Origin of the sequence: Reyranella soli (assembly GCF_007992495.1) — a bacterium.
Taxonomy (GTDB): Bacteria; Pseudomonadota; Alphaproteobacteria; order Reyranellales; family Reyranellaceae; genus Reyranella; species Reyranella soli.
The window spans coordinates 1-23,070 of record NZ_BKAJ01000032.1 but is presented as its reverse complement, the minus strand read 5'-3'; the positions used below and the strand labels follow the sequence as shown (position 1 = coordinate 23,070).

The following is a 23,070-nucleotide window of genomic DNA, read 5'->3' as shown; positions in this document are numbered from 1 at the left end:
GCGTTGTTGACCGGCCCGCACCTTGCATCCCAAGTTGGCCGAGACATCAAGGAGCGCCTGCACAATGCAACTCACTCGTCGATCCTGGTTGAGCGCCGGCCTGAGCCTGCCTCTGCTCGGTCGCTCCGCCTTCGCGCAGTCGTTCCCGGACAATCGCCCGATCCGCTGGGTCGTCCCCTTCCCGCCTGGCGGCCAGACCGATTCGACGGCGCGACTCACAGCGCAAGGCCTGGCGACGGCGCTGCCCGCCAACATCGTCGTCGAGAACCGCGCCGGCGGTCAGGGCACCGTCGGCAGCGACCACGTGCGGCAGTCGCCGCCCGACGGCCACACGCTGCTGTTCAGCGCCAGCATCTTCGCTCTCGGCCGCCACATCCTGAAGAGCACGCGCTACGACCCGCAGGCCGACTTCCAGCCGGTCGCCCGAGTCGGCGAAGCGCCGCTGCTGGTGCTGGCCGCCAACAGCGTCCCGGCCAACACGCTGGGCGAACTGATCGCCTCGGCCAAGCGCGAGCCGCAGCGCTATTCGTTCGCGCTATCCTCGCTGGGCGCGGCCGGCCATCTCGCGACCCTCGAATTCAACCGCCTGGCCGGCGTCGACATCAGCATGGTGCCCTATCGCGGCGCCGCCGCGGCGCTCACCGATCTCGGCAGCAACAGCGTGCAGCTCTTCATCGATGCCGGCGTCGCCGCGCTTCAGCAGGTGCGCGCCGGTCGCATGAAGGTGCTGGCGATCACCACCGCGGAGCGCAGCCCGCTCGCCCCCGAAGTCCCGACTGCGGCGGAATCCGGCCTGCCCGGCTTCGTCTTCAACAGCTGGTACGGCGTCTGGGGCCCGCGCGGCCTGCCGCCGGCCGTTCTCGACAAGCTCGCCGACGGGCTGCAGCGTACCGTCGCGAACGAGGAGGTCCGACGCCAATTCACCAATGTCGGCACCGTGCCGGCATTCGACGGACCGGCGGCCTTCACGGACTTCATGGCGCGCGACATCGAGCGCAACGTCGCGCTGCTGAAGGCGGCGAACTTCGAGCCTGAGTAAGACGGACTCGCGGTCAAAAAGCGCCGGCGGTCAGGCCACCATCAACGTGGAGGATCTCGCCAGTGACGAACGAGGCGCGAGGAGAAACAAGAAAGGCAACGGCTTCGGCGATGTCCGACGGCTGGCCCAACCTGCCGAGCGGCGTTGCCCGGCGACGCACTTCCCAGCCCGCCTCGTCGACAATCGCCTGAGCGCCTGGCGTGACCGTCGATCCGGGGGTAACGGCATTGACCCGGATGTTCCGCGGCGCCAGCTCCATGGCGAGCTGTCGCGTGAGTGCCGCGACCGCGCCTTTCACGGCAGTGTAGACCGCTGTCCCCCGGTGGCCCCGGTCTGCGACCGGCGATGCGAAGGTGACCAGCGAGCCGCCGCGCTCGCTTTGCATGGCCTGCCGCGCCGCCTGCGCGGCCCACAGGACGGCCTTCATGCCGACGGCGAACATGCGGTCCACCACCTCGTCCCTCACGTCCTCGATCGGTTCGTAGCGGATCCACATGGCGCTCGCGATGAGGGAGTCGAGCCGTCCGCATTCGTGCGCAAACTTGCCGACGGCATCGAGCGTCGCCTGACGTTCGCCCACATCGACGACATAGCCGTGCGCATTGCCGCCCTGCGCCCTGATTTCAGCCACAGTGGCCGACACGCTCGCGCCGTCGCGATCGCATATGCCGACTGTGGCGCCGCGCCGAGCCAGCAGCAGCGCCGTTGCCTGCCCGATGCCACGGCCGGCGCCGGTGACAAAGCCAACGTGGTCTTGCAGCTCAGTCATGGCTAGGCTCGCCTCCGCGCCAGCTCATCGGTTTCCCCCGCAGCAGACTCCAGCACCTGCTGCGCCACTCGCGCGGCCTTGGTTATGTGGCCGATGGAGGCCTTGCGCGCCGCCGCGCCATCGCGCCGTCGAATCGCCTTCATGATCTCGGCGATTTCGCGTTCACTTGCGGCGGTCCGGCCCGGTTGCGACAACGAAGTCCCGCGCAGGACCATGGCGCGGGCATGCAGCTGTCGCAGCATCACGCCCAGCGTTTCATTGCCTGCCCCCTGGACGAGGCAATCGTAGAATCTCGTTTTTGCGGCAAGCATGCCACTGCGTTCACCCACGACGTATGCCGCTCGCAGGGCAGCGAAGGCCTCCTGCAACGCCTTGCGCTGCCTCTCGTCCGCGCGATCGGCAAACAGCTCGCTCGCCAGGCCTTCGAGCTCGGCGCGCAGTTCGTAAACCTCACGGGCCTGGTTCGCCGAGAACTTGGCGACGATCGGCCCCTTGTTGGCAATCACCTCGACCAGGCCCTCGCTCTCCAGCTGCCGTAGGGCTTCACGGACCAAGGTGCGGCTGACGCCCGTCATCTCGCAGAGCTCGCGCTCCACGAGGCGACCGCCGGCGGGCAGCCGCCCGACCGCGATGGCTTCGCGGATGTTGTCGAGCACCTGCCGGCGCAGCGGCGCCGCAATCCTGATCACTTTCATGCTCGGAGATTCAGTCATTTTGCTCCCCGCTTCAGGCAGGCACGCCGCCATAGAGGTTCCAGATTCCCGTGACCGAAACTCCCGCGTCGACCGGCAAGACCACACCGGTGATCGCGGACGCCTGGTCCGACATCAGAAAGGTCACCGCCGCCGCGACCTCATCGGGTTGCACGAGGCGGCCGAGCGCGGTCGCGCGCTCCATGACCGCCGGATCGCGCTCACCCCGCGCGTGGCTCGCCAGGACCGCGGGCGTGAGGGTCGGTCCGGGCGCCACGCAGTTGACGCGCACCTGGCGGCGGCCCCACGCTACCGCAAGGTTCCGCGTCATGGTCATCAAAGCCGCCTTGCTGGGGCCGTAGGCGACGAGCGGCGAGCTGCCCAAGGCCGTGATCGAGGCGATGGTGACTATGGCGCCGCGGCCGCGCTTGGCCATGCGGCCGCCGAAAGCCCGGCAGGTATGAAAGCTGCCGCTCACATTGACGTCGACGATCCGCCGCCATTCCTCGAGCGATTGCTCTTCCGGCTGGTGCGGATTCTCGAGGTGAGCGGCACATGCGATCAGACCGGCGCACGGTCCGACCTCGGCTTCGACCGAGGATGCCAGCGTCTCGACCGCGGCTGCGTCGGCGATATCCAATGCACGGCCGGTGCCCCCAACCTCGCGAGCAACAGCCTCGGCACGGCCTTTGTCGATATCGCAGACGACAACGTGCCAGCCCTGCCGCGCCATCGCCCTGGCGCAGGCGGCGCCAATCCCACCGCCGCCGCCGGTAATGACGACGATCCTCGACGAGTCGTTCACAGGCAACGGTACACCGCCTCGATCAGGCGCCGCGCACGCGGCCCGTTGTCGACGCGGGCATGCATCTTGTTCATCGCGTAGCAGAAGCCGACCTTGGCATCGGGATCGCCCAGGCCGATCGATCCACCGACTCCATGATGGCCGAACGAACGCCGTCCCGGTCCCATCCACACCAGAGGCGGTGAGGTCAGCAGATAGCCCAGCGCCTGGTGGTAGGGCCGCTCCATCATGACCTCGATCATGTTGTGCTGCTCCTCGATCGCCTGATCGAGCGTTGCCTGGGACATCAAGCGTACGCCATCGAGCTCGCCGCCGTGCGCCAAGGCGCCGTAGAGGCGAGCGATGGCGCGTGCGTTGCCGTGGCCGCTGGCGCTCGTGATGGTGGCCTCGCGCCATTCCCGCGCATTGAGATCGAGCGGATCGGGCAGCTGGTCCCATGCACGCGACAGGAGTCTGCCGGGATCGCCGTTGCGGGCCGCGAAGATCGTGCCGTCGGTCGCCTGCAGGAAGTCGGCACAGCGCTCCTGATCGGCGGCCGAGAGGCCGAACTGATAGTCGAGCCCAAGCGGCCCCGTCACTTCCTTCCGCAGGAACTGCGGGAGAGTAAGCCCAGTTACGCGCCGAACGATCTCGTCGATCAGGAATCCCTGGTTATGAAGGTGGTAGCCCGCTTTGGTTCCGGGTTCCCACAGCGGTGCCTGGCGGGCCAGGGCTCCGACCATCAGCGCGTGATCGAACATCGCGCGCGGATGCAGGCGCTCGGTGAGAATAGGCAGGCCGGCACGATGGTCCAGAACGTGGCGCACCAGCAGCTTTTCCTTGCCGGCAGCGGCGAACTCCGGCCAATAGCGTGCGACCGGCGCGTCGAGGTCGACCAGGCCACGGTCGATCAGCATGTGAAGGCAGGTCGACGACACGGCCTTGGCGACCGACATCATGCAGACGATGGTGTCACGCTCCCACGGCTTGGTGCCAGCCGCGTCGCGCCAGCCGCCCCACAGATCGACGACGCTCTGCCCGTCGACCATGACGCTGGCGCAGGCGCCGATCTCATCCTCGAGCTCGAAGTTGGCCTCGAAGGCCTCCCTCACCGGCTCGAAGCCCGGCGCGCAAAAACCATGGATGGGAAAGGACTGCGGCCCGCGGTGAACATCGCGGTGGACCGCCGTCGCTGCCGTGGTGAGAGACAAATGATCCCCTCTTCGCCGAAGTTCGATCAGACCGTAATACGGTATTACAATATTCTTGCCAAGATTCACAAAACCCGCGAGCATTCGCGCAAGGAAATCCGGAGGAAACGCAAATGGCGTCACACGGGTCGGCAAAATTCAGCCAGTCGCTCTCACATGCATCACCACGGCGCGCCACCAAGGGCTCGCGCCGTGCCCCTGGTCGTATCCAGCGCCGACAGCTGGTCGGAGCCGCCACTCTCCTGTCCTTCTCGCATCGGGCCTTCGCTCAAGCACCGGCACAGGTCGCCCGGATCGTCGTCGGCTTTGCGCCCGGCGGTGCTGCCGATGCGCTTGCGCGCATTCTCAGCGACAAGCTGCGCGGCGTCGCGGCCCCTTCCGTGATCGTCGAGAACCGCGTGGGTGCGGGCGCCCGCATTGCGATCGATTTCGTCCGCACGGCACCTGCCGACGGCAGCGTCATGGTTTTTGTGCCGGACGCTACGATGTTCCTCTACCCGCACGTCTACAAGTCGTTGAGCTACGACGTGTTTCGCGACTTTGCGCCGGTCACCCGCGTGATCGGCATGTCGCTTGCGATGTTCGTAGGTCCGCTCGTTCCGGAGAACGTGAAGACGTTGCCCGACTTCGTCGCATGGGTGAAAGCGAATCCCAAGTATGCCGTCTATGGCACGCCCGCGGCGGGTGCCACGCCGCACTTTACGGGCGCCATGTTCGCCAAGGCTGCCGGCCTCGACATGACGCCGGCACACTACAAGGGCGGCGCTCCGGGGATACAGGATCTCGTTGCCGGCCAGATTCCGGTCTACTTCGGATCCATCGCCGACGGCGCAGCGATGATCGAGGCGGGCAAGGTCCGTGCCTTCGCCATCTCCGGTGCGCAACGCGCGCAGCTTTTGCGCGATGTGCCGACGTTCCGCGAGCTCGGATACAGCGACATGGTCGTCGAGGACGGCCTGGGTCTCTATGTGCCGGCGAAGACGCCGGCCGACGTCGTGGCCAAGCTGAATGCCGCGACGCTCGAGGCGCTCAAGGCCAAGGATCTGCAGGACGCGATCCGCAACTACGGCTTCGAGGTATCCGGCGAGGGCCCGCGCGAGTTCAGGGCTCGCCTTGAACAGGAGCGCCAGCGCTGGGCAGCCATCGTGCGGGCGACCGGTTTTGAGGCAATGGACTAGAGTCCTGGAGGCCGGTCGGCGCCCACCACCCTCGCCTACTCGACCTGGACTCCCGATGCCTTCACGACCTCCGTCCATTCGTTGACTTCCGACTTCAGGAAATCACCGAACTGTTGCGGCGTGGTCGTCACGACGCCGACGCCTCTTTCGGCGAACGCATCCCTGATGGCAGGCGTCGCCAGCACCTTGTTGATCGCTTCGTTGAGTCGGCTGACGATCGGCGCCGGCATGCCGTGCGGCCCCAGCACGCCCACCCATCCCACGGTCGCCAGGGCGATCCCGCTCTCGGTCAGCGTCGGCACGTCCGGGGCGGCATTGGACCGCGCGGACGACAGGACGGCGAGCGCCTTCAGCTTGCCGCTCTGCACCAGAGGCATTGCCACGGTCGTCGTATCGAATGCGAGCTTGACTTCACCAGCGACCAGATCGGTCGCAGCGGCGGCACTGCCCTTGTAGGGGACATGGAGCAGGTCGGTGCCGGACCTCTTCATGAAGAACTCACCCAGCAGGTGATTTGTCGAGCCCATGCCGAACGACGCATAGGACAGCTTTCCCGGCGACGCCCGCGCGAGCGCGACCAACTCCTGAACGGTGTTGGCAGGCACGGCAGGATGGGCGACCAGCACGAAGGAGATCGTGCCGATCTCGGCGATCGGCTCGAAGGCCTTCAACGCGTCGTAGGGCGCCTTGATCTTCACGGCCGGCAATACGACGAGCTCCGATCCCGTTCCCAGCAACAATGTGTAGCCGTCAGGAGCCGCCCGGGCGACCGACGAGGCACCGATCGCACCGCCGGCGCCGGCGCGATTGTCCACGACGACCGGTTGGCCGAGCTCGATCGAGAGTTCCTTGGCGATGATGCGTGCCGCCGTGTCGGTTGCACCGCCCGGCGCGAAAGCCGCCACGAGCGTGATCGGTTTCGACGGATAGGCCGGCTGCGCACGAGCAGGTACGGCCAGAAACAACACAAGAAGAAGAATCCTGAAGAAATGCATCGCGATCCCCCGTTCGACCAGCCGGCGCCTGTTTTTGGCGCTCATCCCCAAGCGCTCGATCAGCGCCCCTGTCGCATGATCCGCAAGGCGGCGCGCGAGGCCTGACGAACATGATGGATAGATGCTTTGCTGGCAGCCGACTCGTCCCTCGCGCGCAGGGCCGTGAACATCTGAGTGAGCTCGTCGAGCGTCTCCGGCAGCCGCCCCGGCTCCGACATCGATGCTCGGCGCAACAGGACAATCCTGTTGTGCAGCAGCTTCAGCATCGAGCTAAGAACCTTGTTGCCACTTCCCTCGAGTATGACGTCGTAGAAGTCGCTGCTGAGCTCCAAGGTGCGGCCCACGTCGCCTGCCTCCGCCGCACGTCTCAATTCCTTGAACACACTCTCCAGTTTGCGCACATGGCCGCTCGAGGCCCGAAGCACGAAGCCGATGCAGGCCTGCGATTCAAGGATCCCGCGCACTTCGTATATTTCCTCGGCATCCTCATAGGACAGGACGGAAACGACGGGTCCCCTGTTTGGAACAAGCGTCACGAGTCCCTCTGCCTCGATCTGGCGCAGAGCCTCCCGCAAGACGGTGCGGCTGACACCGAGTGCCTCCATGAGCTGTCGCTCTTTCAGGCGCTCCCCGGCGTCGTAGCGGCCTGAAAGGATCGCCTTGCGCAGACCTTCCTCGGCCTGCTTGCGCAGCGGCGTCGCGCTTTCGACATGGTTCATCGTGCTGCCGTTCATCGGGTCAACTCATCTGCTGGGGTTGTGGCGACGATTTGCCGATAGATGTCGATGGTCTTCGTCAGTTCCCGGCCGAAGGCCGATGGCGTCGAGCCCACCCAGTCGTAGCCCTGCGACACGAGACGGTTCTTGAAGCCCTGATCGTCGGCCAGAACCCTGGCGACCGAGGCCAGACGATCGAGAAGCGGCGCAGCGACACCCTTCGGGCCGAACAGGCCGAACCATCCGTTGAACTCCAGGCGGGGCACGCCTTGTTCGCCGAAAGTCGGAACGTCGGGCAGCATTTGTGTCCGCTCGGCGCCGCTTACGGCAAGAAGACGAATCTTGCCATGCTTTGCCATCGCATCGAGGGCACTCGTCGTCAGGAAGACCGAGTCGACGTGTCCGGCAAGAAGGTCGGTAATGGCCTGGCTGGAGCCCTTGTACGGTACATGCTCCAGCTTCGCGCCGGTGGCGCCGGCCAGGACCAGGCCGTAGAGGTGCGCCGACGAGCCCACGCCGAATGTCCCATAGGTCATTGGAGTCTTCCGGGCAGCGGCAATCGCCTCCTGGAGATTGCGCCACGGCGCAGTTGCCTGGATGGCCCACGCCGTCGACGTCTCGGCCAGCAGCGTCGCCGGGCTGAAGTCGGCGACCGGGTCCACTTCGGATCGCGTCAGCAAGGGGCCGAGGGCGTGCGTGCTCGACGTGCCGAGCAGGAACGTCGAGCCATCCGGCTTCTGCCGCGCGACATGCCGGTTGGCAATGGCGCCATTCGCTCCAGGCTTGTTGTCGATGACGAAGGTGGTGCCGGGAATCAGTGGCTGTGCCGCATTCGCAAATTCACGGGCAAGCTGATCGGCGCCTCCGCCTGGAGCGAAAGGCACAACGAGCGACACGAGAGAAGGAAAGCCGCCAGGCTCGGCGCGACCGGCGGTCGGCCAGCTGGCGCCGGCCGCCAGCAGCGAAAGGAACGACCTGTTGAAGAGCCTCCGCTTCATCGACGATCTCCTACACAGTGCCGATCGGCGTCACGGGCGACCCCACCGCGCCCGGAAGATGAAGCGGCGGCGCCGTCAGTAGAAAGCGGCTCCTTCCATCTTCTCTCAGGCATTTTGCGAGGTCTCGCAGGAACCAGAGCTCGCCGAGGTGAATGCCGTTCTTGAACAAGCAATGCTCATGCAGGGGCAGCAGCGCGTGACTGACCTGCGGACCCGGGGCCTTGGGCATGAGCTCGACCGCAAAATTGTCCGAGATCAGGGCGGCGATCCCGGTATCGGTGATCCACGACAGCAAGCGCCTGTCGCTGCCGTCCAGGCCCGAGCACGAGCCATGCAACACGCCCGGATCCGGCTTGCCGCCCATGCCGAGAATGACATCGTCCAGTCCGGTGTAGAAGCACACCATGTCGCCCTTCTCGATGACGACGTTGTCCAGCTCGAGGATCTTCTGGAGATCGTCATAGGTGACGGCATGGTTGGCGCGGCCGAAGTGCTTGAAGAGATCGACCAGGACGGCACGGCCCTGCACACCGTGCTTCGCCAGGTTCTCCACCCCGAGGACGTCGGCCCGCGGGTTCTCATATGTCGCCCAGGGCTCCGCGCTGTCGCTGCGTTCGGCGAGCTTCAGTCCGTGGCGCAGGCGATAGCCGTTGTAGAAGGTGATGTCCGGCTTGCCCGATCCATCGGAGTCGAAAAGACTCCCCATGTGAGCCAAGCCGTCCCACTGGGTGGAGTACTGGGTATGCAGAAGGACGACGTCGTCCGAGACGACGTCCGTCAGCAGCGGATTGTCGCGAGCGAGTGCAAAGCAGAAACACTGCGCGCCCGCGCTCTTCCCCGCGCGCAACGTCGCAAAGCGCCGGGGCGGATGGCGACTGGGATGCAAAGCGGTACCGCCCGGATAATCCAGTGGCAGCGATAGGCTGAAGGTCTGGCCGCTCCTGACCTCCGCCAGCCCTTTCAGGACTTGCTCCCTACCGACAAGGTTCATCGACCCAAGCTGATCGTCAGGACCGAAGTCGCCCCAGTTCGACCCTTCCGGCCGGACCTTCCAGCGCGCCTTCATTGGCCAATCTCATTTGCGGACTTGGTTCCGGCAGGTACCGCCTGCAGCAGGCGCTCGGCCTCCCTGCGTTCGGCTTCCTTCGCGGCAATGACGCTGCTGCGCGCGCCGATACGCTTGAGGTACGCCTGCAGGTTCGGCCACGGCGAGACATCGATGCCCTGATACTCCGTCCACATCACGATCGTGTAGCAGTGCGCATCGGCGATCGTGAACCGCGACCCGGTCAGGTACTCCCGGTCAGCCAAGTGATCGTTGAGCCACTTCAGGCGGGCCACCACCAGGCCGCGCGCGATGGGCCGATAGTTGTCCGGGGTCACCTTCTTCAACAGCGGCATGAATCCCCCCTTGTGCAGGTCCGACGCGATGAAGCTCATCCACTCCATGATCCGGTACCTCTCGAGGGTCCCGGCCGCAGCGCAAAGCCCGCTTTCGGGCCGCTGATCCGCGAGGTACTGCATGATGACGGCGCCTTCGGTGAGGTATTCGCCGTTGGACAGCTCGAGGGCCGGCACCTGCCCTTTCGGATTCACGTCATAATAGTTGGAACCGTCGGGAAGAAGCTTCCTGGGCACGTCGACCCAAATAAGGTCGAGCGGAATCCCCAGTTCGCGCGCGACGATGTCGACGGCGAGCGAGCAGCCTCGGACTTCGTGATAGAGCCTCATCGGGACCATCAGGCGGCGGCCTTTGCTTCCTGCTCGGCCTGCTCGGCAGCCTTCACGCTTGGGCGCGACGCGACGCGCGCCAGATGCGCCCTGAGATGCGGCCACGGCGCCATGTCGATGTCGTGGAGCTTCGTCCACATCACGATCGTGTAGCAGTACGCATCGGCGACGGTGAAGGTCGGGCCCGTCAGGAATTCCCGGCCTGCCAGCTGATCGTTCACCCACTGCAGCCGCATCTGCAGGTTCTGCCGGGCGATCGTCCGGTACTCTGGGGGCGTCGTCGGACGAAAGAGCGGCGTGAAGCCCTTGTGGAGCTCCGAGCCGATGAAGTTCATCCATTCAAGGATCCGGTAACGCTCCAGCGTCCCGGCGGGGGCCAGCAACGGGCTCCCCAGCTTCCGGTCGGCAAGGTACTGCACGATGACCGGGCCTTCGGTAAGCCGCTGGCCATCATCCAACTCCAAGGTGGGCACCTGCCCTTTCGGATTGACCTTGTAATAGTCCGACCCGTCGCGAAGTCGCTTGGCCCGGACGTCGACCCACTCGAGCGCAAGGGGAATACCCAGCTCGCGCGCGACGATGTCGACGGCTAGCGAGCAGGCATGTGGCGTAAGGTAAAGCTTCATCTTGGTCTCCGTTGTAGGACGGTCGCTCACTCGACCCGAATGTTGCGATCGGCAACGATGCGACCGTAGCGCTCGCGCCCCTGAGCAATGATGGTCGCCAGATCCTCGGCAGACCCATTGCCGACGTCGAAGCTCATGGTCTCGAAGGACTTGCGGAGATCGGGTGAGTCCAGGGCCTTTCTCATCGCCGCATTGAGCGTCGCGACGACTTCCGATGGCGTCTTCGGCGGCGCCATGAGCCCAAAGAAGCCGGTGATCGAGAGGTCCGGGAGGCCCGCTTCTTTCGCGGTCGGAACGTCGGACAACGAAGGGATACGCGTTTCGCTCGTGACCAGCAGTGGCACCAGCTGCCCGGCCTTGATCTGTGCCATCAACGGCGCCAGCACCTCGTCCATCAACTGCGCGTCGCCCCTGATCACGGCGTCTCGCGCCGACGTCGAGCCCTTGTACGGCACGTGCACGAACTTGGTGCCCGTCGCCGACATGAAGATCTCACCAAGCAGGTGGTTGCTTGAACCCACACCGGCCGACGCAAAATTCAGGATGTCGGGCTTCTGTCGGGCAAGCGCCACGAGGTCGGCAACCGTCCGCGCACCCGTTTCAGGCGAAGTAACGAACAGGAACGGCTGCAGGGCGCCGAGGCTGACCGGCACAAGCGTCGTCAGATAGGTCTGGTCGGGGTACAGGATGGGCGCGACCGCCAGCGTGCTGCCGCTCCCCCAAAGCAAGGTGTATCCGTCGGCATCCGCTGTCGCGACCCGACGCGTTCCGATGCGTCCGCCCGCTCCTGGTTGATTCATGACGATCACGGGCTGGCGCAGGATCTCCGACAAGGCCTTGGCGACGACGCGGGCCGACACGTCGGTCGAGCCGCCCGCTTCGAAAGGCACGACGAGCGTCACTGGCTTGTCGGGATACGGCCCGGCCATCGCCGTCAGCGGCAATACCAAAGCCAGCAGTGCCAGCAACGATTGCAAGCCTCTCAAGACGCTGCACGCCATCCCCATTGGCCTCCGGTCGTTTGCAGGCGTCTAGTACGACAAAAACGGTAATATAGTCAATTACCGTACTACAATTTTATTGATATGCACCGAATCCATTGGCATGAATGGTCGGCAGGCCGATCCTTATGAGACGCTGACCATCGACACCGTTGGAGGACCGACAATGAAAGGCACCATTCTCGTCGGCACGGCGAGCCAAGGCATTCTGCGGAGCGTCGACAACGGCGCGAGCTGGCATCGGCTTGGCCTGAAGGAAGCCATCGAATTCGATGGCGTCGTCCGCAGCGTCGTCGTCCATCCCAGCGATCCCAGCATCGTTCTGGCCGGCGCAGACTGCGGCATCTGCCTCAGCAAGGATGGCGGCGCGCACTTTTCACTGATCGATTCGCCGATGAATGGCCTCGCGGTCTGGTCGATCGCCATCGACCCGGTCGATCCATCGTTCATCTATGCCGGCACCGGAGCTCCCTCCCGCGCCATCGTCTTCCGCTCGACCGACGGCGGCAGCAGCTGGGAGCGGCTGTCGCCCGAGATCCCCGAGTTCTGCCAGGGCGTCAACCGACCCCGTATCCTCACGATCTGCGTCGATCCTGCGAACAATGCCGAGGTCTGGTTCGGGGTCGAGGAAGGCGGCGCCTGGCGCAGCTCCGACCACGGCGTCACCTGGCGGCGGATCGACCAGGAAAGCGGAATCAGCAGTTCCGACATCCATGCCATCGCCATCCTGCCGCCGGCAACGAAGCAGCCGCGCACGACCTTTGTGCTGACCGTCAATTCGGTATTCACCAGCACGGATGACGGCAAGGTCTGGCGCGGCGCGGCGTCAAAGGATCGCTTCGAGGGCCTTTACTATACGCGCACCGTCCAGCCCCTGTCCGGCTACGAGACGCTGATCCTGGCCGTCGGCGACGGCACGCCCGGTACGCGCAGCAGGCTCTACCGATCAACGGATCGCGGCGCGACGTGGGCACCGGCCCTCCTGCACGCTGAACCCAACTCCACTTTCTGGGCGTTCGGCGTGCACGCCGCCGATCCTTCCCTCCTCTTTGCCGGCACGAAATACGGCGACCTCTTTCGGTCTGTCGACGGTGGCGCAAGCTGGTTCAAGGAATGGCGAGCGTTCCCGGAGATCACCGCTGTCGCATGGACGCCGTTCGAGGCGCCCGTCCGGACCCACCCACGCTCGGTCAACTAGGCACGATTTTCCAAAAGCAGACAAACGACCCATGCGAACGAAAAATTTCGGCGAATTCCACATCCGCAAATGGTACCTGCAGGTCGAGGATACCCTGGCAAACGAAACAGGCGTCCTGGCGGACGGCGACCCTGTCCGCAAGATCGTCATCGGCGCGGCGATCCATAACGCCTTTTCCGGCCGGTTCGTCGACGACCTGAGCGCATGGGTCCGGGAGTCGGCGGCGCTGGGAGAGGAATTCGGGAAACGCCTGAACAGTGCCATTGGAAACGCCCACGTCGCCAGCTACGGCAAGGCCTGTATCGTGGGCGCGGCCGGCGAGTACGAACATGGCAATGCGCTGCTGACGACGGTCTTCGCCGATCCGGTGCGCTCGGCAATCGGCGGCGCCAAGGCCTGGATCCCCTCGACCGGAAAACGCGGCTCTCCGGGGTCTGCGATCGACATACCGCTCGCCCACAAGGACGAACTTTACGTCCGCTCCCACTACGACACGATCAGCGCAATGTTCGCCGACGCCCCCAATCCGGATGAGATCGTCATCGCTTTTGCCTTCGCCACCCGTGGTCGCCTGCACTCGCGGCTCGGTGGGCCGCAGGCTCCGTGACCAGGAAAGGCTGACCTGATGGAAGAGCGCAGTTACAAGCTGCAAGGGAGCGACGGGCTCGCCCTCCGCGTGATCGAATGGGGTAGCCCGGCAGCGGCCCCGATCGTCATGCTGCACGGCATTCGAGGCTATGCGCGGACATTCGCTCCGTTGGCGCAGGCGTTGCTGCCGCACTTTCGCACCATTGCCTACGACCAGCGAGGCCGCGGCGAGAGCGACTGGGATCCGCTGCGGCGATATTACAATCAAGACTACGTTCGCGACCTCGAGGCCGTCGTGCAGCAGCTCGGACTGAAGCGCTTCGATCTGCTCGGCCACTCGATGGGTGGCATTGCCGCCTATGTCTATGCCGCGGCAAACCCCGACCGCGTTCGCCGCCTCGTCATCGAGGATGCCGGCCCAGGTGCGTCGGCAGACAGTTCGGGTTCCGCGCGCATCCGGCAGGAGCTTCAGTCCGCGCCCAGTTCTTTCGAAAGCTGGGATGCCGCCGCCGAGTTCATGCGCAGATTGAGGCCGACCGTCAGCGAAGCTGCACGCCTGGACCGGCTGCAGAACATGCTGAAGCGACGGGCGGACGGTACATGGACCTGGCAGTACGATCATGCTGGCATCGCAGAGGCCCGCCTCAACCCCGACCCGTCACGACAGGTCGACCTGTGGCCGCATGTCGAAGCGATCCGGTCGCCCACACTCGTCCTGCGCGGCGGCCGTTCGGACTACCTGGCGCGGGATGTCGCCGGGTCGTTGTGTGTCCGGAACCACATCATCCAATGGCGAGAGATCGCGGACGCGGGGCACTACATCCACGACGACCAGCTTGATGTGTTCATTAGTTGCGTCTCGGCGTTCTTGACCGCACCGGAGAAAGCTGCGGATAAGGGATAGTGGCCAACCAGAAGGCATATGATGAGCACGCTAAACATTTCACTTCCGGATGCGCTCATGTCCTTCGTTGACGAGCAAGCGACCAAGCACGGCTACGCCACGAGCGGCGAGTATATTTGTGAATTGATTCGCGCGGATCAGGATCGCGTCGTGTTACGTGATCGCCTGCTCGACGGCGCCGCATCGAAAACTACGGCCGGTGTCGATGATAGCTATTTCGATAGCCTCAGGAGCCGGGTGCGTCACGCTCGATGATGTCGGCATGTGAGAGCTGTCGTAGTCAGACCAGCCGCTCCTTGAGCGCCGCCGCTTCCTTGAGCAGCAAGGGCAGATAGTCCGCGATCATCGTCTTGGCCGACACCTGCTCGGGCTGCACGCCGATGTTGAGCGCCGCCACGACCCTGCCGTCGAAGCGGACCAGCGGCACCGCGATCGAGCGGATGCCGATTTCGGCTTCCTGGTCGGCGAGCGCATAGCCCTTCTTGCGGACGTCGAGGATCAGGCGGCGGATATCGGGCTTGGTCACGACGGTCTGGCGCGTGAAGCGGACCGGCTTCAATTGCGCCAGGAAGGCGTCGAGTTCGGCGTCGGACATGGTGCTGGCCAGCACGCGACCGAGGGCGCTGCAGAACACCGGCAGGCGATAACCGACGCCAAGGCCGACCGAGGCCGGCCGCGCCGGCACGGCGCGTGCGATCATCACCGCCTCCTCGCCGTCCCGCACCGCCACTGAGCACGAGGCCCCGACCTGACGGCACAGGCGCTCGCAAACCGGCTGCAGGATCGCCGGCACGGGATCGGATGACAGGTAGGCGATCGCCAGCTTCAGGATACGCGGCGTCAGGCGGAACATCCGACCGTCGGCCTCGAGGTAGCCAAGCGCTACCAACGTCGCCAGCGAGCGTCGTACCGTGGCGCGCGGCAGGTCGACGGCACGCGCCACGTCGCTCAGCGTCATCTGGCGGCGCTGCTCGTCGAAGGCGCTGATGACGCCGAGCCCGCGCGCCAGGGCCTCGGAGAAATCGGCGCCAAGGGCGCGCTGGGCGCGTGCCTCGGCATCTTGTGGACGCAGTCTGCTCATGCGCTGCTCATGGGGTCTTGCCAGCAAAGGGCGGATCGCCGAATAATCCATTATAGAACGAATGTTCGTTAATGTAACACTCTGTCTTGGCCTATAGTCGGTCGGAGGGCAGCCAGCATGATGAGCCAGCAGCAGAACGAGCTGATCACCCAGGTCGGTCCGGGCACCAAGTGCGGGGCGCTGATGCGCCACTACTGGCATCCGGTGGCGTTGACCGACGAATTGCCCGACGAGCGCCCAGCCAAGGCGGTGCGCGTGCTGGGCCAGGACTTCGTGCTGTTCCGCGACGAGCGCGGCCGGCATGGCCTTCTAGACCGCGGCTGCCCGCATCGCGGTGCCGACCTCGCCTACGGCCGCCTCGAGGATGGCGGATTGCGCTGCCTGTTCCACGGCTGGCTGTTCGACGTCGACGGCAAGTGCCTGGAGACGCCGGCTGAGCCCGACGGCAGCGTGCTCTGCCAGCGCGTCCGCCAGAAGAGCTATCCGGTCGTGGTCAAGAACGGGATCATCTTCGCCTATCTCGGCGAGGGCGAGGCGCCCGCCTTCCCCGACTTCGACTGCTTCCTGGCGCCCGGCACACACGCTTTCGCCTTCAAGGGCATGATCGACTGCAACTGGCTGCAGGCGCTGGAGGTCGGCATCGATCCCGCCCACGCCTCCTACCTTCACCGCTTCTACGAAGACGAGGATCCGTCGGGCGAGGCCTACGGCAAGCAGTTCCGCGCCAACTCCGCCGATTCGAACATCCCGATGAGCCGCATGATGCGCGAGTATGCGCGGCCGACCATCGACGTCGAGGGCACCGACTACGGCCTGCGCCTGTTCACGCTACGCAAGATCAGCGAAAAGCATACCCACGTGCGGGTGACCAACCTCGTCTTCCCCTATGCCTTCGTGATCCCGATGAGCACGGAGATGACGATCACCCAGTGGCATGTGCCGATCGACGACACCTCCTGCTACTGGTACGCGATCTTCACCAGCTTCGGTAAGCCGGTCGATCACCAGCAGATGCGCGAGCAGAGGCTCCAGCTTTACGAGCTGCCCGACTACAAGCCGCGCATCGGCCGGCAGAACAACTACGGCTACAATATCACCGAACAGAAGTCCCAGACCTTCACCGGCATGGGCTTCGACATCAACGTGCACGACCAGTGGGCGATCGAAAGCCAGGGCCTGATCCAGGACCGCACGCGCGAGCACCTGGGCTACAGCGACAAGGCGATCATCGCCTATCGCCGCCTGCTGCTATCGGCGATCGGCCAGGTGAGCAACGGCGAGAAGCCGCTGATGTGGCTCGACCCGGCGCAGGCGGCTACCGTTCGAGGGCCGGCGACCGTCGACGGCATGGCTCCGACCGAGGGCTGGGAGTCTTATTGGAAGGAGTTCGACGAGCGCCGCCGCAAGGAGTCCAGCTGGGCGGCGCACACGCGCTCGCCTCTGGTGGCGTAGCCCGCATGACCCTGGTCGAACGCGCTGGTCTCTGGACGGACGAACGCAGGACGGCGACTCGCGAAGCCGAGCGCCGCATCCAGGCGGGCGAAATGTCGGTCGTGCGGCTGGCCTTTGCCGACCAGCACGGCGTGCTGCGCGGCAAGACGTTTGCGGCAAGCGAGATCGACGCCGCGCTGAAGAACGGCGTCGGCTTCTCGGCCACCATGCTCTTGAAGGACACCGCGCACCGCACGGTGTTCCCGGTCTGGCAGCCGGGCGCGGGCTTCGGCATGAAAGAACTGGAGGGTGCGGCCGACGTGCTGATGCTGCCCGACCCCGCCACCTTCCACGCCCTGCCCTGGGCGCCACATTCGGGCTGGATGCTGTGCGACATCTTCTTTGCCGACGGCCGGCCCATGCCGCTCGACACGCGGCACGTCTACAAGCGCGCGCTGAAGACGCTGGCCGACCGCGGCTACGATTTTTACGCCGGCCTGGAAGTCGAGTTCCATCTGTTCAAGCTGGAGAAGAGCAGGCTCGGCATCGGCGATGCCGGTCAACCCGGCCAGCCGGGAGAGCCGCCCGACGTGTCGCTGCTGAACCAGGGCTACCAGTACCTGACCGAGCAACGTTACGACGAGATGGATCCCATCCTGGAGATCCTGCGCACCAACATCGTCGATCTCGGCCTGCCTCTGCGTTCCATCGAGGTCGAGTTCGGGCCGAGCCAGGTCGAGTTCACCTTCCGCGCCGGAACTGGCCTGGAGCCGGCCGATGCCATGGTGCTATTCCGCAGCGCCGCCAAGCAGATCGCCCAGCGCCACGGCTATCACCTCACCTTCATGTGCCGGCCACGGCTCGCCAACGTCATGTCGAGCGGCTGGCACCTGCATCAGTCGCTGAAGGACCGCAAGACGCACGCCAACGCCTTCATGGACGGGCGCGAGCCATTGTCGCCGCTCGCCATGCACTACATGGCGGGCCTGCTGCACCACGCCCGTGGCGCCGCCGCCTTCTCGACGCCGACGCTGAACGGCTACAAGCGCTATCGGCCGTTCTCGCTGGCGCCCGACCATGCCGTCTGGGGCCAGGACAATCGCGGCGTCATGGTCCGGGTGCTGGGCGGGCCGGGCGATCCGGCGACGCATCTGGAGAACCGCGTCGGCGAGCCCGCCGCCAATCCCTACCTATATATGGCGAGCCAGATCGTGAGCGGCCTGGACGGCATCGACCGCAAGCTCGATCCCGGACCGTCGGCCGACAGCCCTTACGAAACGAAGGCGGCAGCCCTGCCACGCTCGCTGGGCGAGGCGCTGGCAGCCCTCGGTGAGGACAAGGCATTGCGGGCCGGGTTCGGCGATTTCTTCGTCGACTATTACCTCAAGCTGAAACAGGCCGAGATCGAACGGTTCGAGTCGGAGGTCAGCGACTGGGAGCAGCGCGAGTATTTCTCGCTGTTCTGACGGCGCAGCCGTCATCCTGAGCGAAGCGAAGGATCTCATTCCGGTTGCAAGCGGCGATGAGGTCCTTCGCTGCGCTCAGGACGACGTGACGTCTTGCGACCCAATCCCCATATACGGGCATGTTCGACTTCCATCCGTCTCTCGTCCTCGACGAGACGACCCCGTCGGGGGAAGTTGGTTCCCTCCCGGAAACCGCCCCCAACGATCAGCCTCTGTTCGATGCCTACTCCCAGGCCGTGGTCGACGTCGTCGACCGCGTCGGTCCCGCCGTCGTGCGGGTCGAGACGCCGCCCGACCGCGAGAAGCGGCAGCGCGGCGGTACCGGCTCGGGCGTGGTGATCTCGCCCGATGGCCTGGTATTGACCAATAGCCACGTCGTGCAGGGCGCGTCGGCCGTGCGGCTGGCACTGGCCGACACGCGCACCGTCAAGGCGCGCGTGCTGGGCGACGATCCGCATACCGACCTGGCGCTGCTGCGCGTGGTCGACGACGTGTCCCTGCCGGCGGCGAAGCTCGGCAACTCCAAGGGCTTGCGCCGCGGCCAGCTCGTGGTCGCGATCGGCAATCCGCTCGGCTTCGAATCGACGGTGACGGCGGGCGTGGTGTCGGCGCTCGGCCGCTCGCTGCGCTCCTACAGCGGCCGGCTGATCGACGACGTCATCCAGACCGATGCCGCGCTCAATCCCGGCAACTCGGGCGGCCCGCTGGTCTCCTCGCGCGGCGAGGTCATCGGCATCAACACAGCCGTGATCGCCGGCGCCCAGGGCATCTGCTTCGCCGTCGCCAGCAACACGGCAAGCCATGTCGTGAGCGAGATCGTGCGCCATGGCCGGGTGCGCCGCGCCTTCATCGGCGTCGCCGGCCAGACCGTGCCGCTGCCGCGCCGACTCGCGCTCGCTCTGGGACTGAAGCAGGCCTTCGGCGTGGCGATCGCCAGCCTCGAGCCGGACAGTCCGGCGGCCAAAGCCGGCCTTCAGACCGGCAACATCGTGCTGGCCCTGGACGGCGAGCCGGTGACCGGCGCCGACGACCTGGTTCGGCTGCTGAGCGGAGCGCTCATCGACGTTGCCACGTCCTTCACCGTCATCGCCGGCAGCGTGCTCAAGCAGGTCGTCGTGCTGCCGGCCGAGCGCCTGGAGGGACGGAGCGAGGAACAGCGCAAGTGAAGCCGATCGCCGTCGTCACCACTGTCGCCACGCGCGAGGATGCGCATCGCCTGGCGCACACGCTGGTCGAGCGCAAGCTCGCGGCGTGTGCGCAGATCTCGCAAATCGAGAGCGTCTACAGTTGGAAGGGCGAGATCCAGCAGGAGCCCGAGCTGCGCGTCCTGTTCAAGACCACCGACGAGCGTTACGCGCTGGTCGAGAGCACCATCCGCGAGCTGCATCCCTATGAGCTGCCGGCGATTCATGCCTTCGCCTTCGAGCACGTCTATCCGGCGTATGCGGAGTGGATCGCGGAGAATGCTGGGGATTGACTCATTGGACCGCGGGCCTCCAGGCCCGCTCATGGTCTTCGTCTTCCGGACCGCCGGCCTCTGGCCGGCTCATGATCATGAATGCCGGCCGGAGGCCGGCAGTCCGGAAGAGTATGAGCGGGCCTGGAGGCCCGCGGTCCAATGACTACTCGACCTTCCCGCCTTCCAGCATCCTGGTCCAGCGCTTCTGCATCTCTTCCGGGCTGACGACTTCCTTCGTTGCCGCCAGGAACCAGCGGTAGCCGAACGGACAGGCGACCATGCCCGAGCGGTCGCCATAGAACTGGTCCTGCACCTCGCGCATCAGCGTGGCGCCCGCCTTGATGGCGCGATCGACCGCCTTGTCGGCGTCGGGTACCTGGATATGGAACGCCACAGGCGAACCGCCGATCGCCGCCGGGCTCTTCGCACCGAAGTCGGGGTACTCGTCGTTCAACATGAGCACGCTGTCGCCGATCCTGATCTCCGCGTGCCCGACGCGGCCGGACGGCTCGGTCAGGCGGAACAGCTCGGTGGCGCCGAACGCCTTGGCATAGAAGGCGATCGCCTCCTTGGCATCGTGCACCGTCATGTGGGCTCGAAGGGTCTGATCCTTTGCGCTCATGACCTCACCTGTGTTATATTACGTTACGTATCGTAACGTTAATAGCCCATGAGTCAAGCCCCCTCTCCTGCCAGCCGTGGTCGCCCGCGCGATCCGCGTACCCGCACGGCCATCCTCACCGCCGCCCGTGCCTTGCTCGACAACGGCGGCCTCACCGCGGTCACCATCGAGGCGATCGCCGCCAAGGCCGGCGTCAGCCGACCCACGATCTATCGCTACTGGCCCAACGCACCGGCCGTGGCGATGGCGGCGTTTCTCGAAGCCTCGGGCGCTCCCGCCGCCGGCAAGACGTCCCGATCGCCGCTCGCGGCGTTGCGCGCCCAGCTTCATGCCGTGGCCGACGCTTTCGCCGCACCCGGCGGCCGCAGCGTCGCCGCCATGGTCGCGGCCGCGCAGTCCGAGACCGAGCTCGCCAAGGCGTTCCGCAACGAGTTCATCGCCCGCAACCGCGATGCGGCCCGCCTGATGCTCGAACGGTGCATCGCTGAGCAACTGGTCTTCCCGCCGGCCGACATCGATCTGGCGCTCGACCTCATCTTCGGTCCGCTCTTCTACCGCCTGCTGATGGGCCACGCGCCGATCACGCGCGGCTTCGTCGACCAGCTTCTCGACGCGGTCGTCCCTGCGCTCTAGGCTTCGGCCTGATCTTGGGGAGAGCACCTTGATGCGCGCCAGCATCACCATCTTCACCGTGAAGGACGTCATGGCGAGCCTCGCCTACTTCCGCGACATACTGGGCTTCGACGTCGCCTTCGAATACGGCAATCCCACCTTCTATGTCGGCCTGTGCTCGGGCGAGGTGAGCCTGCACCTGGTCGCCGCCTCGCAGACGCCACGGCTGCCGGGACATGGCGCGGTGTCGATCTTCGTCGACGATGTCGATGGGCTCCATGCCGACCTGGTGAAGCGCGGCGCCCGCGTGCTCAAGGCGCCGAAGGATTACGACTACGGGCTGCGCGACTTCGACGTTGCCGACCTCGACGGCAACATGATCTTCTTCGGCATGGAATCGCAGAAAGCCTCCTAGTCACGGAGCGCGGACCTCCAGGTCCGCTCATGATCATGAGGCGGACCTGGAGGTCCGCGCTCCGGCATGACACCGCATGTCATCCTCAAACCGAAGGACTTTGCTTAATGGAACTCTGGCAATACGACGCGACCGACCTTGCCCGCCTCATCCGCACCGGCCAAGCCTCAGCCCGCGAAGCCGTCGATTCGGTCCTGAAGCGGCTGCACGCGGTCAATCCGACGGTCAACGCCGTCGTTCGCGTGCTCGAGCCGGAGGCGCGCGCCGCCGCCGAGACCGCCGATGCCGCCCGCGCGCGTGGCCATGCCCTGCCGCCGCTGCATGGCGTGCCCGTGACGACCAAGGTCAACGTCGACCAGGCGGGGCTGCCGACCGACAACGGCGTCGTCGCGCTGAAGGACTTCATCGCCAAGGAGGACAGCCCGGTCGTCGCCAACCTCAAGCATGCCGGCGCGATCATCGTCGGGCGCACCAATGCGCCGGCCTTCTCGATGCGTATCTTCACCGACAATGCCCTGCATGGCTGCACCTACAATCCGCGCGACCGGACGGTGACGCCGGGCGGCTCGAGCGGCGGCGCGGGTGCGGCAACGGCGACCGGCATCGGCGCCATCGCCCACGGCAACGACATCGGCGGGTCGGTCCGCATCCCTGCCTATTGCAACGGTGTGGTCGGCCTGCGCACCGGCTTCGCCCGCATTCCTTCGCTGAATCCCAGCGCGCCGACCGGCCGGCCGATCGGCGCCATCCTGATGGCGACGCAGGGCCCCCACACGCGCTCGGTGCGCGATGCCCGGCTGGCGCTCGAGGTCATGGCGCGCGGCGATCGCCGCGACTGGCGCTGGAACGACGTGCCGATGCAGGGCCCGCCGCCGGCGCGGCCCATCAAGGTCGCCATCGTGCCCGAGGTGCCGGGCGGCCCGACCCATCCCGCCCAGGCCGCCGCCGTGCGGCTCGCCGGCAAGCATCTGCAGGCCGCGGGCTATGTCGTCGAGGAGATCCTGCCGCCCGACATGGAGCGCGGCGTCGAGCTCTGGCACATGATCTGCGTCACCGACGTCTTCGGTGGCCTGTGGCCGCAGATGCAGAAGATGGGCGATCCCGACGCCATTGCCGCGATGCAGGCGTGGCTGCAGGTCCAGAAGGCCGTCGACCTGCAGGGCTACGTCGCAGCGCTGACCGAGCGCGAAGGGCTGATGCTGCGCTGGATGACCTTCTTCCATCAATGGCCTTTGGTGATCCTGCCGACGCTCTGCGACCTGCCGCCCAAGCAGCGCGCCGACGTCACCGTGGAGGGACAGAGGGACGTCCTGCAATCGATGCGCTCGGCCCTGCTGGCGCCCCTGCTCGGCCTGCCGGGGCTCGCCGTGCCCGTCGGCAGCCACGAGAAGCTGCGGACTGGCGTGCAGATCATGAGCATGCGCAATCGCGAGGATCTCTGCCTCGATGCTGGCGAGGTCATCGAGGCCGCCGAAGGCGTGGTGAAGCCGATCGATCCTGAGCACTGAGAATCTTGCCGGACCGCGGGCCTCCAGGCCCGCTCATGGTCATGTT

General features: G+C 65.9%; 26 protein-coding genes. 13 read left to right on the top strand and 13 right to left on the bottom strand.

The features are described from left to right. Positions 1-64: 64 nt before the first annotated feature. Positions 65-1,039 carry a Bug family tripartite tricarboxylate transporter substrate binding protein gene (locus RSO01_RS09545; protein WP_147148580.1) on the top strand — a complete coding sequence of 325 codons (975 nt, stop codon included), beginning with the start codon at positions 65-67 and terminating at the stop codon, positions 1,037-1,039. 13 nt (positions 1,040-1,052) lie between these two features. On the opposite strand, the gene RSO01_RS09540 is transcribed toward RSO01_RS09545, so the two are convergent. Genes RSO01_RS09540 through RSO01_RS09525 form a run of 4 tightly spaced genes read right to left on the bottom strand, consistent with a single transcriptional unit; the run spans position 1,053 to position 4,495 of the window. Further along, positions 1,053-1,808 (bottom strand): SDR family NAD(P)-dependent oxidoreductase, encoded by a 756-nt coding sequence (locus tag RSO01_RS09540; protein ID WP_147148578.1) that lies wholly within the window; start codon positions 1,806-1,808, stop codon positions 1,053-1,055. Between the two features lie 2 nt (positions 1,809-1,810). Then, positions 1,811-2,503, bottom strand: coding sequence for a GntR family transcriptional regulator (locus RSO01_RS09535; protein ID WP_218037294.1), 693 nt, complete (start codon positions 2,501-2,503; stop codon positions 1,811-1,813). Between the two features lie 31 nt (positions 2,504-2,534). Further along, complete coding sequence (locus tag RSO01_RS09530) at positions 2,535-3,305, bottom strand: SDR family NAD(P)-dependent oxidoreductase (RefSeq protein ID WP_281291436.1); 771 nt, start codon at positions 3,303-3,305, stop codon at positions 2,535-2,537. After that, positions 3,302-4,495 (bottom strand): serine hydrolase domain-containing protein, encoded by a 1,194-nt coding sequence (locus RSO01_RS09525; RefSeq protein WP_218037292.1) that lies wholly within the window; start codon positions 4,493-4,495, stop codon positions 3,302-3,304. Before RSO01_RS09525 ends, RSO01_RS09530 begins: the two co-directional genes overlap by 4 nt. Positions 4,496-4,608: 113 nt before the next feature. Between RSO01_RS09525 and RSO01_RS09520 the strand changes: the two genes are divergently transcribed. Continuing rightward, positions 4,609-5,673, top strand: coding sequence for a tripartite tricarboxylate transporter substrate-binding protein (locus RSO01_RS09520; protein ID WP_147148573.1), 1,065 nt, complete (start codon positions 4,609-4,611; stop codon positions 5,671-5,673). A gap of 35 nt (positions 5,674-5,708) precedes the next feature. Here RSO01_RS09520 and RSO01_RS09515 read toward each other — a convergent pair whose 3' ends face one another. Genes RSO01_RS09515 through RSO01_RS09485 form a run of 7 tightly spaced genes read right to left on the bottom strand, consistent with a single transcriptional unit; the run spans position 5,709 to position 11,716 of the window. Further along, positions 5,709-6,713 carry a Bug family tripartite tricarboxylate transporter substrate binding protein gene (locus RSO01_RS09515; protein ID WP_218037291.1) on the bottom strand — a complete coding sequence of 335 codons (1,005 nt, stop codon included), beginning with the start codon at positions 6,711-6,713 and terminating at the stop codon, positions 5,709-5,711. Positions 6,714-6,727: 14 nt separating this feature from the next. Continuing rightward, on the bottom strand, positions 6,728-7,402 hold the full coding sequence (locus RSO01_RS09510; protein WP_218037290.1) for a GntR family transcriptional regulator: 675 nt from the start codon (positions 7,400-7,402) through the stop codon (positions 6,728-6,730). Next, positions 7,399-8,382: a tripartite tricarboxylate transporter substrate binding protein gene (locus tag RSO01_RS09505; RefSeq protein ID WP_147148571.1), complete on the bottom strand. Its 984-nt coding sequence runs from the start codon at positions 8,380-8,382 to the stop codon at positions 7,399-7,401. Before RSO01_RS09505 ends, RSO01_RS09510 begins: the two co-directional genes overlap by 4 nt. Before the next feature lie 10 nt (positions 8,383-8,392). Further along, the gene (locus tag RSO01_RS09500) at positions 8,393-9,448 is read right to left on the bottom strand and encodes a cyclase family protein (RefSeq protein ID WP_147148569.1); all 1,056 of its coding nucleotides are present in this window, start codon (positions 9,446-9,448) and stop codon (positions 8,393-8,395) included. Next, positions 9,445-10,113 (bottom strand): glutathione transferase GstA, encoded by a 669-nt coding sequence (gstA, locus tag RSO01_RS09495; protein ID WP_147148567.1) that lies wholly within the window; start codon positions 10,111-10,113, stop codon positions 9,445-9,447. The genes RSO01_RS09500 and gstA (RSO01_RS09495) overlap by 4 nt, the downstream gene beginning before the upstream one ends. Positions 10,114-10,121: 8 nt before the next feature. Continuing rightward, positions 10,122-10,739, bottom strand: a complete 618-nt coding sequence (gene gstA, locus RSO01_RS09490) for a glutathione transferase GstA (protein WP_147148564.1) — start codon at positions 10,737-10,739, stop codon at positions 10,122-10,124. 26 nt (positions 10,740-10,765) lie between these two features. Continuing rightward, complete coding sequence (locus RSO01_RS09485; protein WP_218037289.1) at positions 10,766-11,716, bottom strand: Bug family tripartite tricarboxylate transporter substrate binding protein; 951 nt, start codon at positions 11,714-11,716, stop codon at positions 10,766-10,768. A 190-nt stretch (positions 11,717-11,906) separates the two neighbouring features. Here RSO01_RS09485 and RSO01_RS09480 point away from each other — a divergent pair, with 190 nt between their 5' ends. From RSO01_RS09480 to RSO01_RS09465, 4 genes are read left to right on the top strand one after another with little or no spacing between them, the layout of a single operon-like run. After that, complete coding sequence (locus tag RSO01_RS09480) at positions 11,907-12,938, top strand: WD40/YVTN/BNR-like repeat-containing protein (protein ID WP_147148560.1); 1,032 nt, start codon at positions 11,907-11,909, stop codon at positions 12,936-12,938. Between the two features lie 31 nt (positions 12,939-12,969). After that, positions 12,970-13,545, top strand: coding sequence for an amino acid synthesis family protein (locus RSO01_RS09475; protein ID WP_147148558.1), 576 nt, complete (start codon positions 12,970-12,972; stop codon positions 13,543-13,545). A gap of 18 nt (positions 13,546-13,563) precedes the next feature. Beyond that, positions 13,564-14,430, top strand: coding sequence for an alpha/beta fold hydrolase (locus RSO01_RS09470; protein WP_147148556.1), 867 nt, complete (start codon positions 13,564-13,566; stop codon positions 14,428-14,430). 21 nt (positions 14,431-14,451) lie between these two features. After that, positions 14,452-14,685 (top strand): ribbon-helix-helix domain-containing protein, encoded by a 234-nt coding sequence (locus tag RSO01_RS09465; RefSeq protein WP_147148554.1) that lies wholly within the window; start codon positions 14,452-14,454, stop codon positions 14,683-14,685. Between the two features lie 25 nt (positions 14,686-14,710). On the opposite strand, the gene RSO01_RS09460 is transcribed toward RSO01_RS09465, so the two are convergent. Further along, positions 14,711-15,511, bottom strand: a complete 801-nt coding sequence (locus tag RSO01_RS09460; RefSeq protein WP_147148552.1) for an IclR family transcriptional regulator domain-containing protein — start codon at positions 15,509-15,511, stop codon at positions 14,711-14,713. A gap of 117 nt (positions 15,512-15,628) precedes the next feature. Here RSO01_RS09460 and RSO01_RS09455 point away from each other — a divergent pair, with 117 nt between their 5' ends. From RSO01_RS09455 to cutA, 4 genes are all read left to right on the top strand, one after another. Beyond that, positions 15,629-16,963, top strand: a complete 1,335-nt coding sequence (locus RSO01_RS09455; protein WP_147148549.1) for an aromatic ring-hydroxylating dioxygenase subunit alpha — start codon at positions 15,629-15,631, stop codon at positions 16,961-16,963. A 5-nt stretch (positions 16,964-16,968) separates the two neighbouring features. Beyond that, on the top strand, positions 16,969-18,408 hold the full coding sequence (locus RSO01_RS09450; RefSeq protein ID WP_147148547.1) for a glutamine synthetase family protein: 1,440 nt from the start codon (positions 16,969-16,971) through the stop codon (positions 18,406-18,408). Positions 18,409-18,527: 119 nt separating this feature from the next. Next, a complete protein-coding gene (locus tag RSO01_RS09445) occupies positions 18,528-19,574 on the top strand; it encodes a S1C family serine protease (RefSeq protein ID WP_147148544.1) in 1,047 nt (348 codons plus the stop codon). Then, positions 19,571-19,885 carry a divalent-cation tolerance protein CutA gene (cutA, locus tag RSO01_RS09440; protein ID WP_147148542.1) on the top strand — a complete coding sequence of 105 codons (315 nt, stop codon included), beginning with the start codon at positions 19,571-19,573 and terminating at the stop codon, positions 19,883-19,885. The genes RSO01_RS09445 and cutA overlap by 4 nt, the downstream gene beginning before the upstream one ends. Positions 19,886-20,030: 145 nt before the next feature. Here the strand turns inward: cutA and RSO01_RS09435 are convergent, their stop codons facing one another. Further along, entirely contained in the window at positions 20,031-20,489 is a 459-nt protein-coding gene (locus tag RSO01_RS09435) for a VOC family protein (RefSeq protein WP_147148540.1), read from the bottom strand. Between the two features lie 48 nt (positions 20,490-20,537). Between RSO01_RS09435 and RSO01_RS09430 the strand changes: the two genes are divergently transcribed. From RSO01_RS09430 to RSO01_RS09420, 3 genes are all read left to right on the top strand, one after another. Further along, entirely contained in the window at positions 20,538-21,122 is a 585-nt protein-coding gene (locus RSO01_RS09430; RefSeq protein WP_147148537.1) for a TetR/AcrR family transcriptional regulator, read from the top strand. Between the two features lie 31 nt (positions 21,123-21,153). Further along, positions 21,154-21,516 carry a VOC family protein gene (locus RSO01_RS09425; RefSeq protein WP_147148535.1) on the top strand — a complete coding sequence of 121 codons (363 nt, stop codon included), beginning with the start codon at positions 21,154-21,156 and terminating at the stop codon, positions 21,514-21,516. A 107-nt stretch (positions 21,517-21,623) separates the two neighbouring features. Further along, positions 21,624-23,024, top strand: coding sequence for an amidase (locus tag RSO01_RS09420; RefSeq protein WP_147148531.1), 1,401 nt, complete (start codon positions 21,624-21,626; stop codon positions 23,022-23,024). The last annotated feature ends 46 nt before the right edge of the window (positions 23,025-23,070 follow it).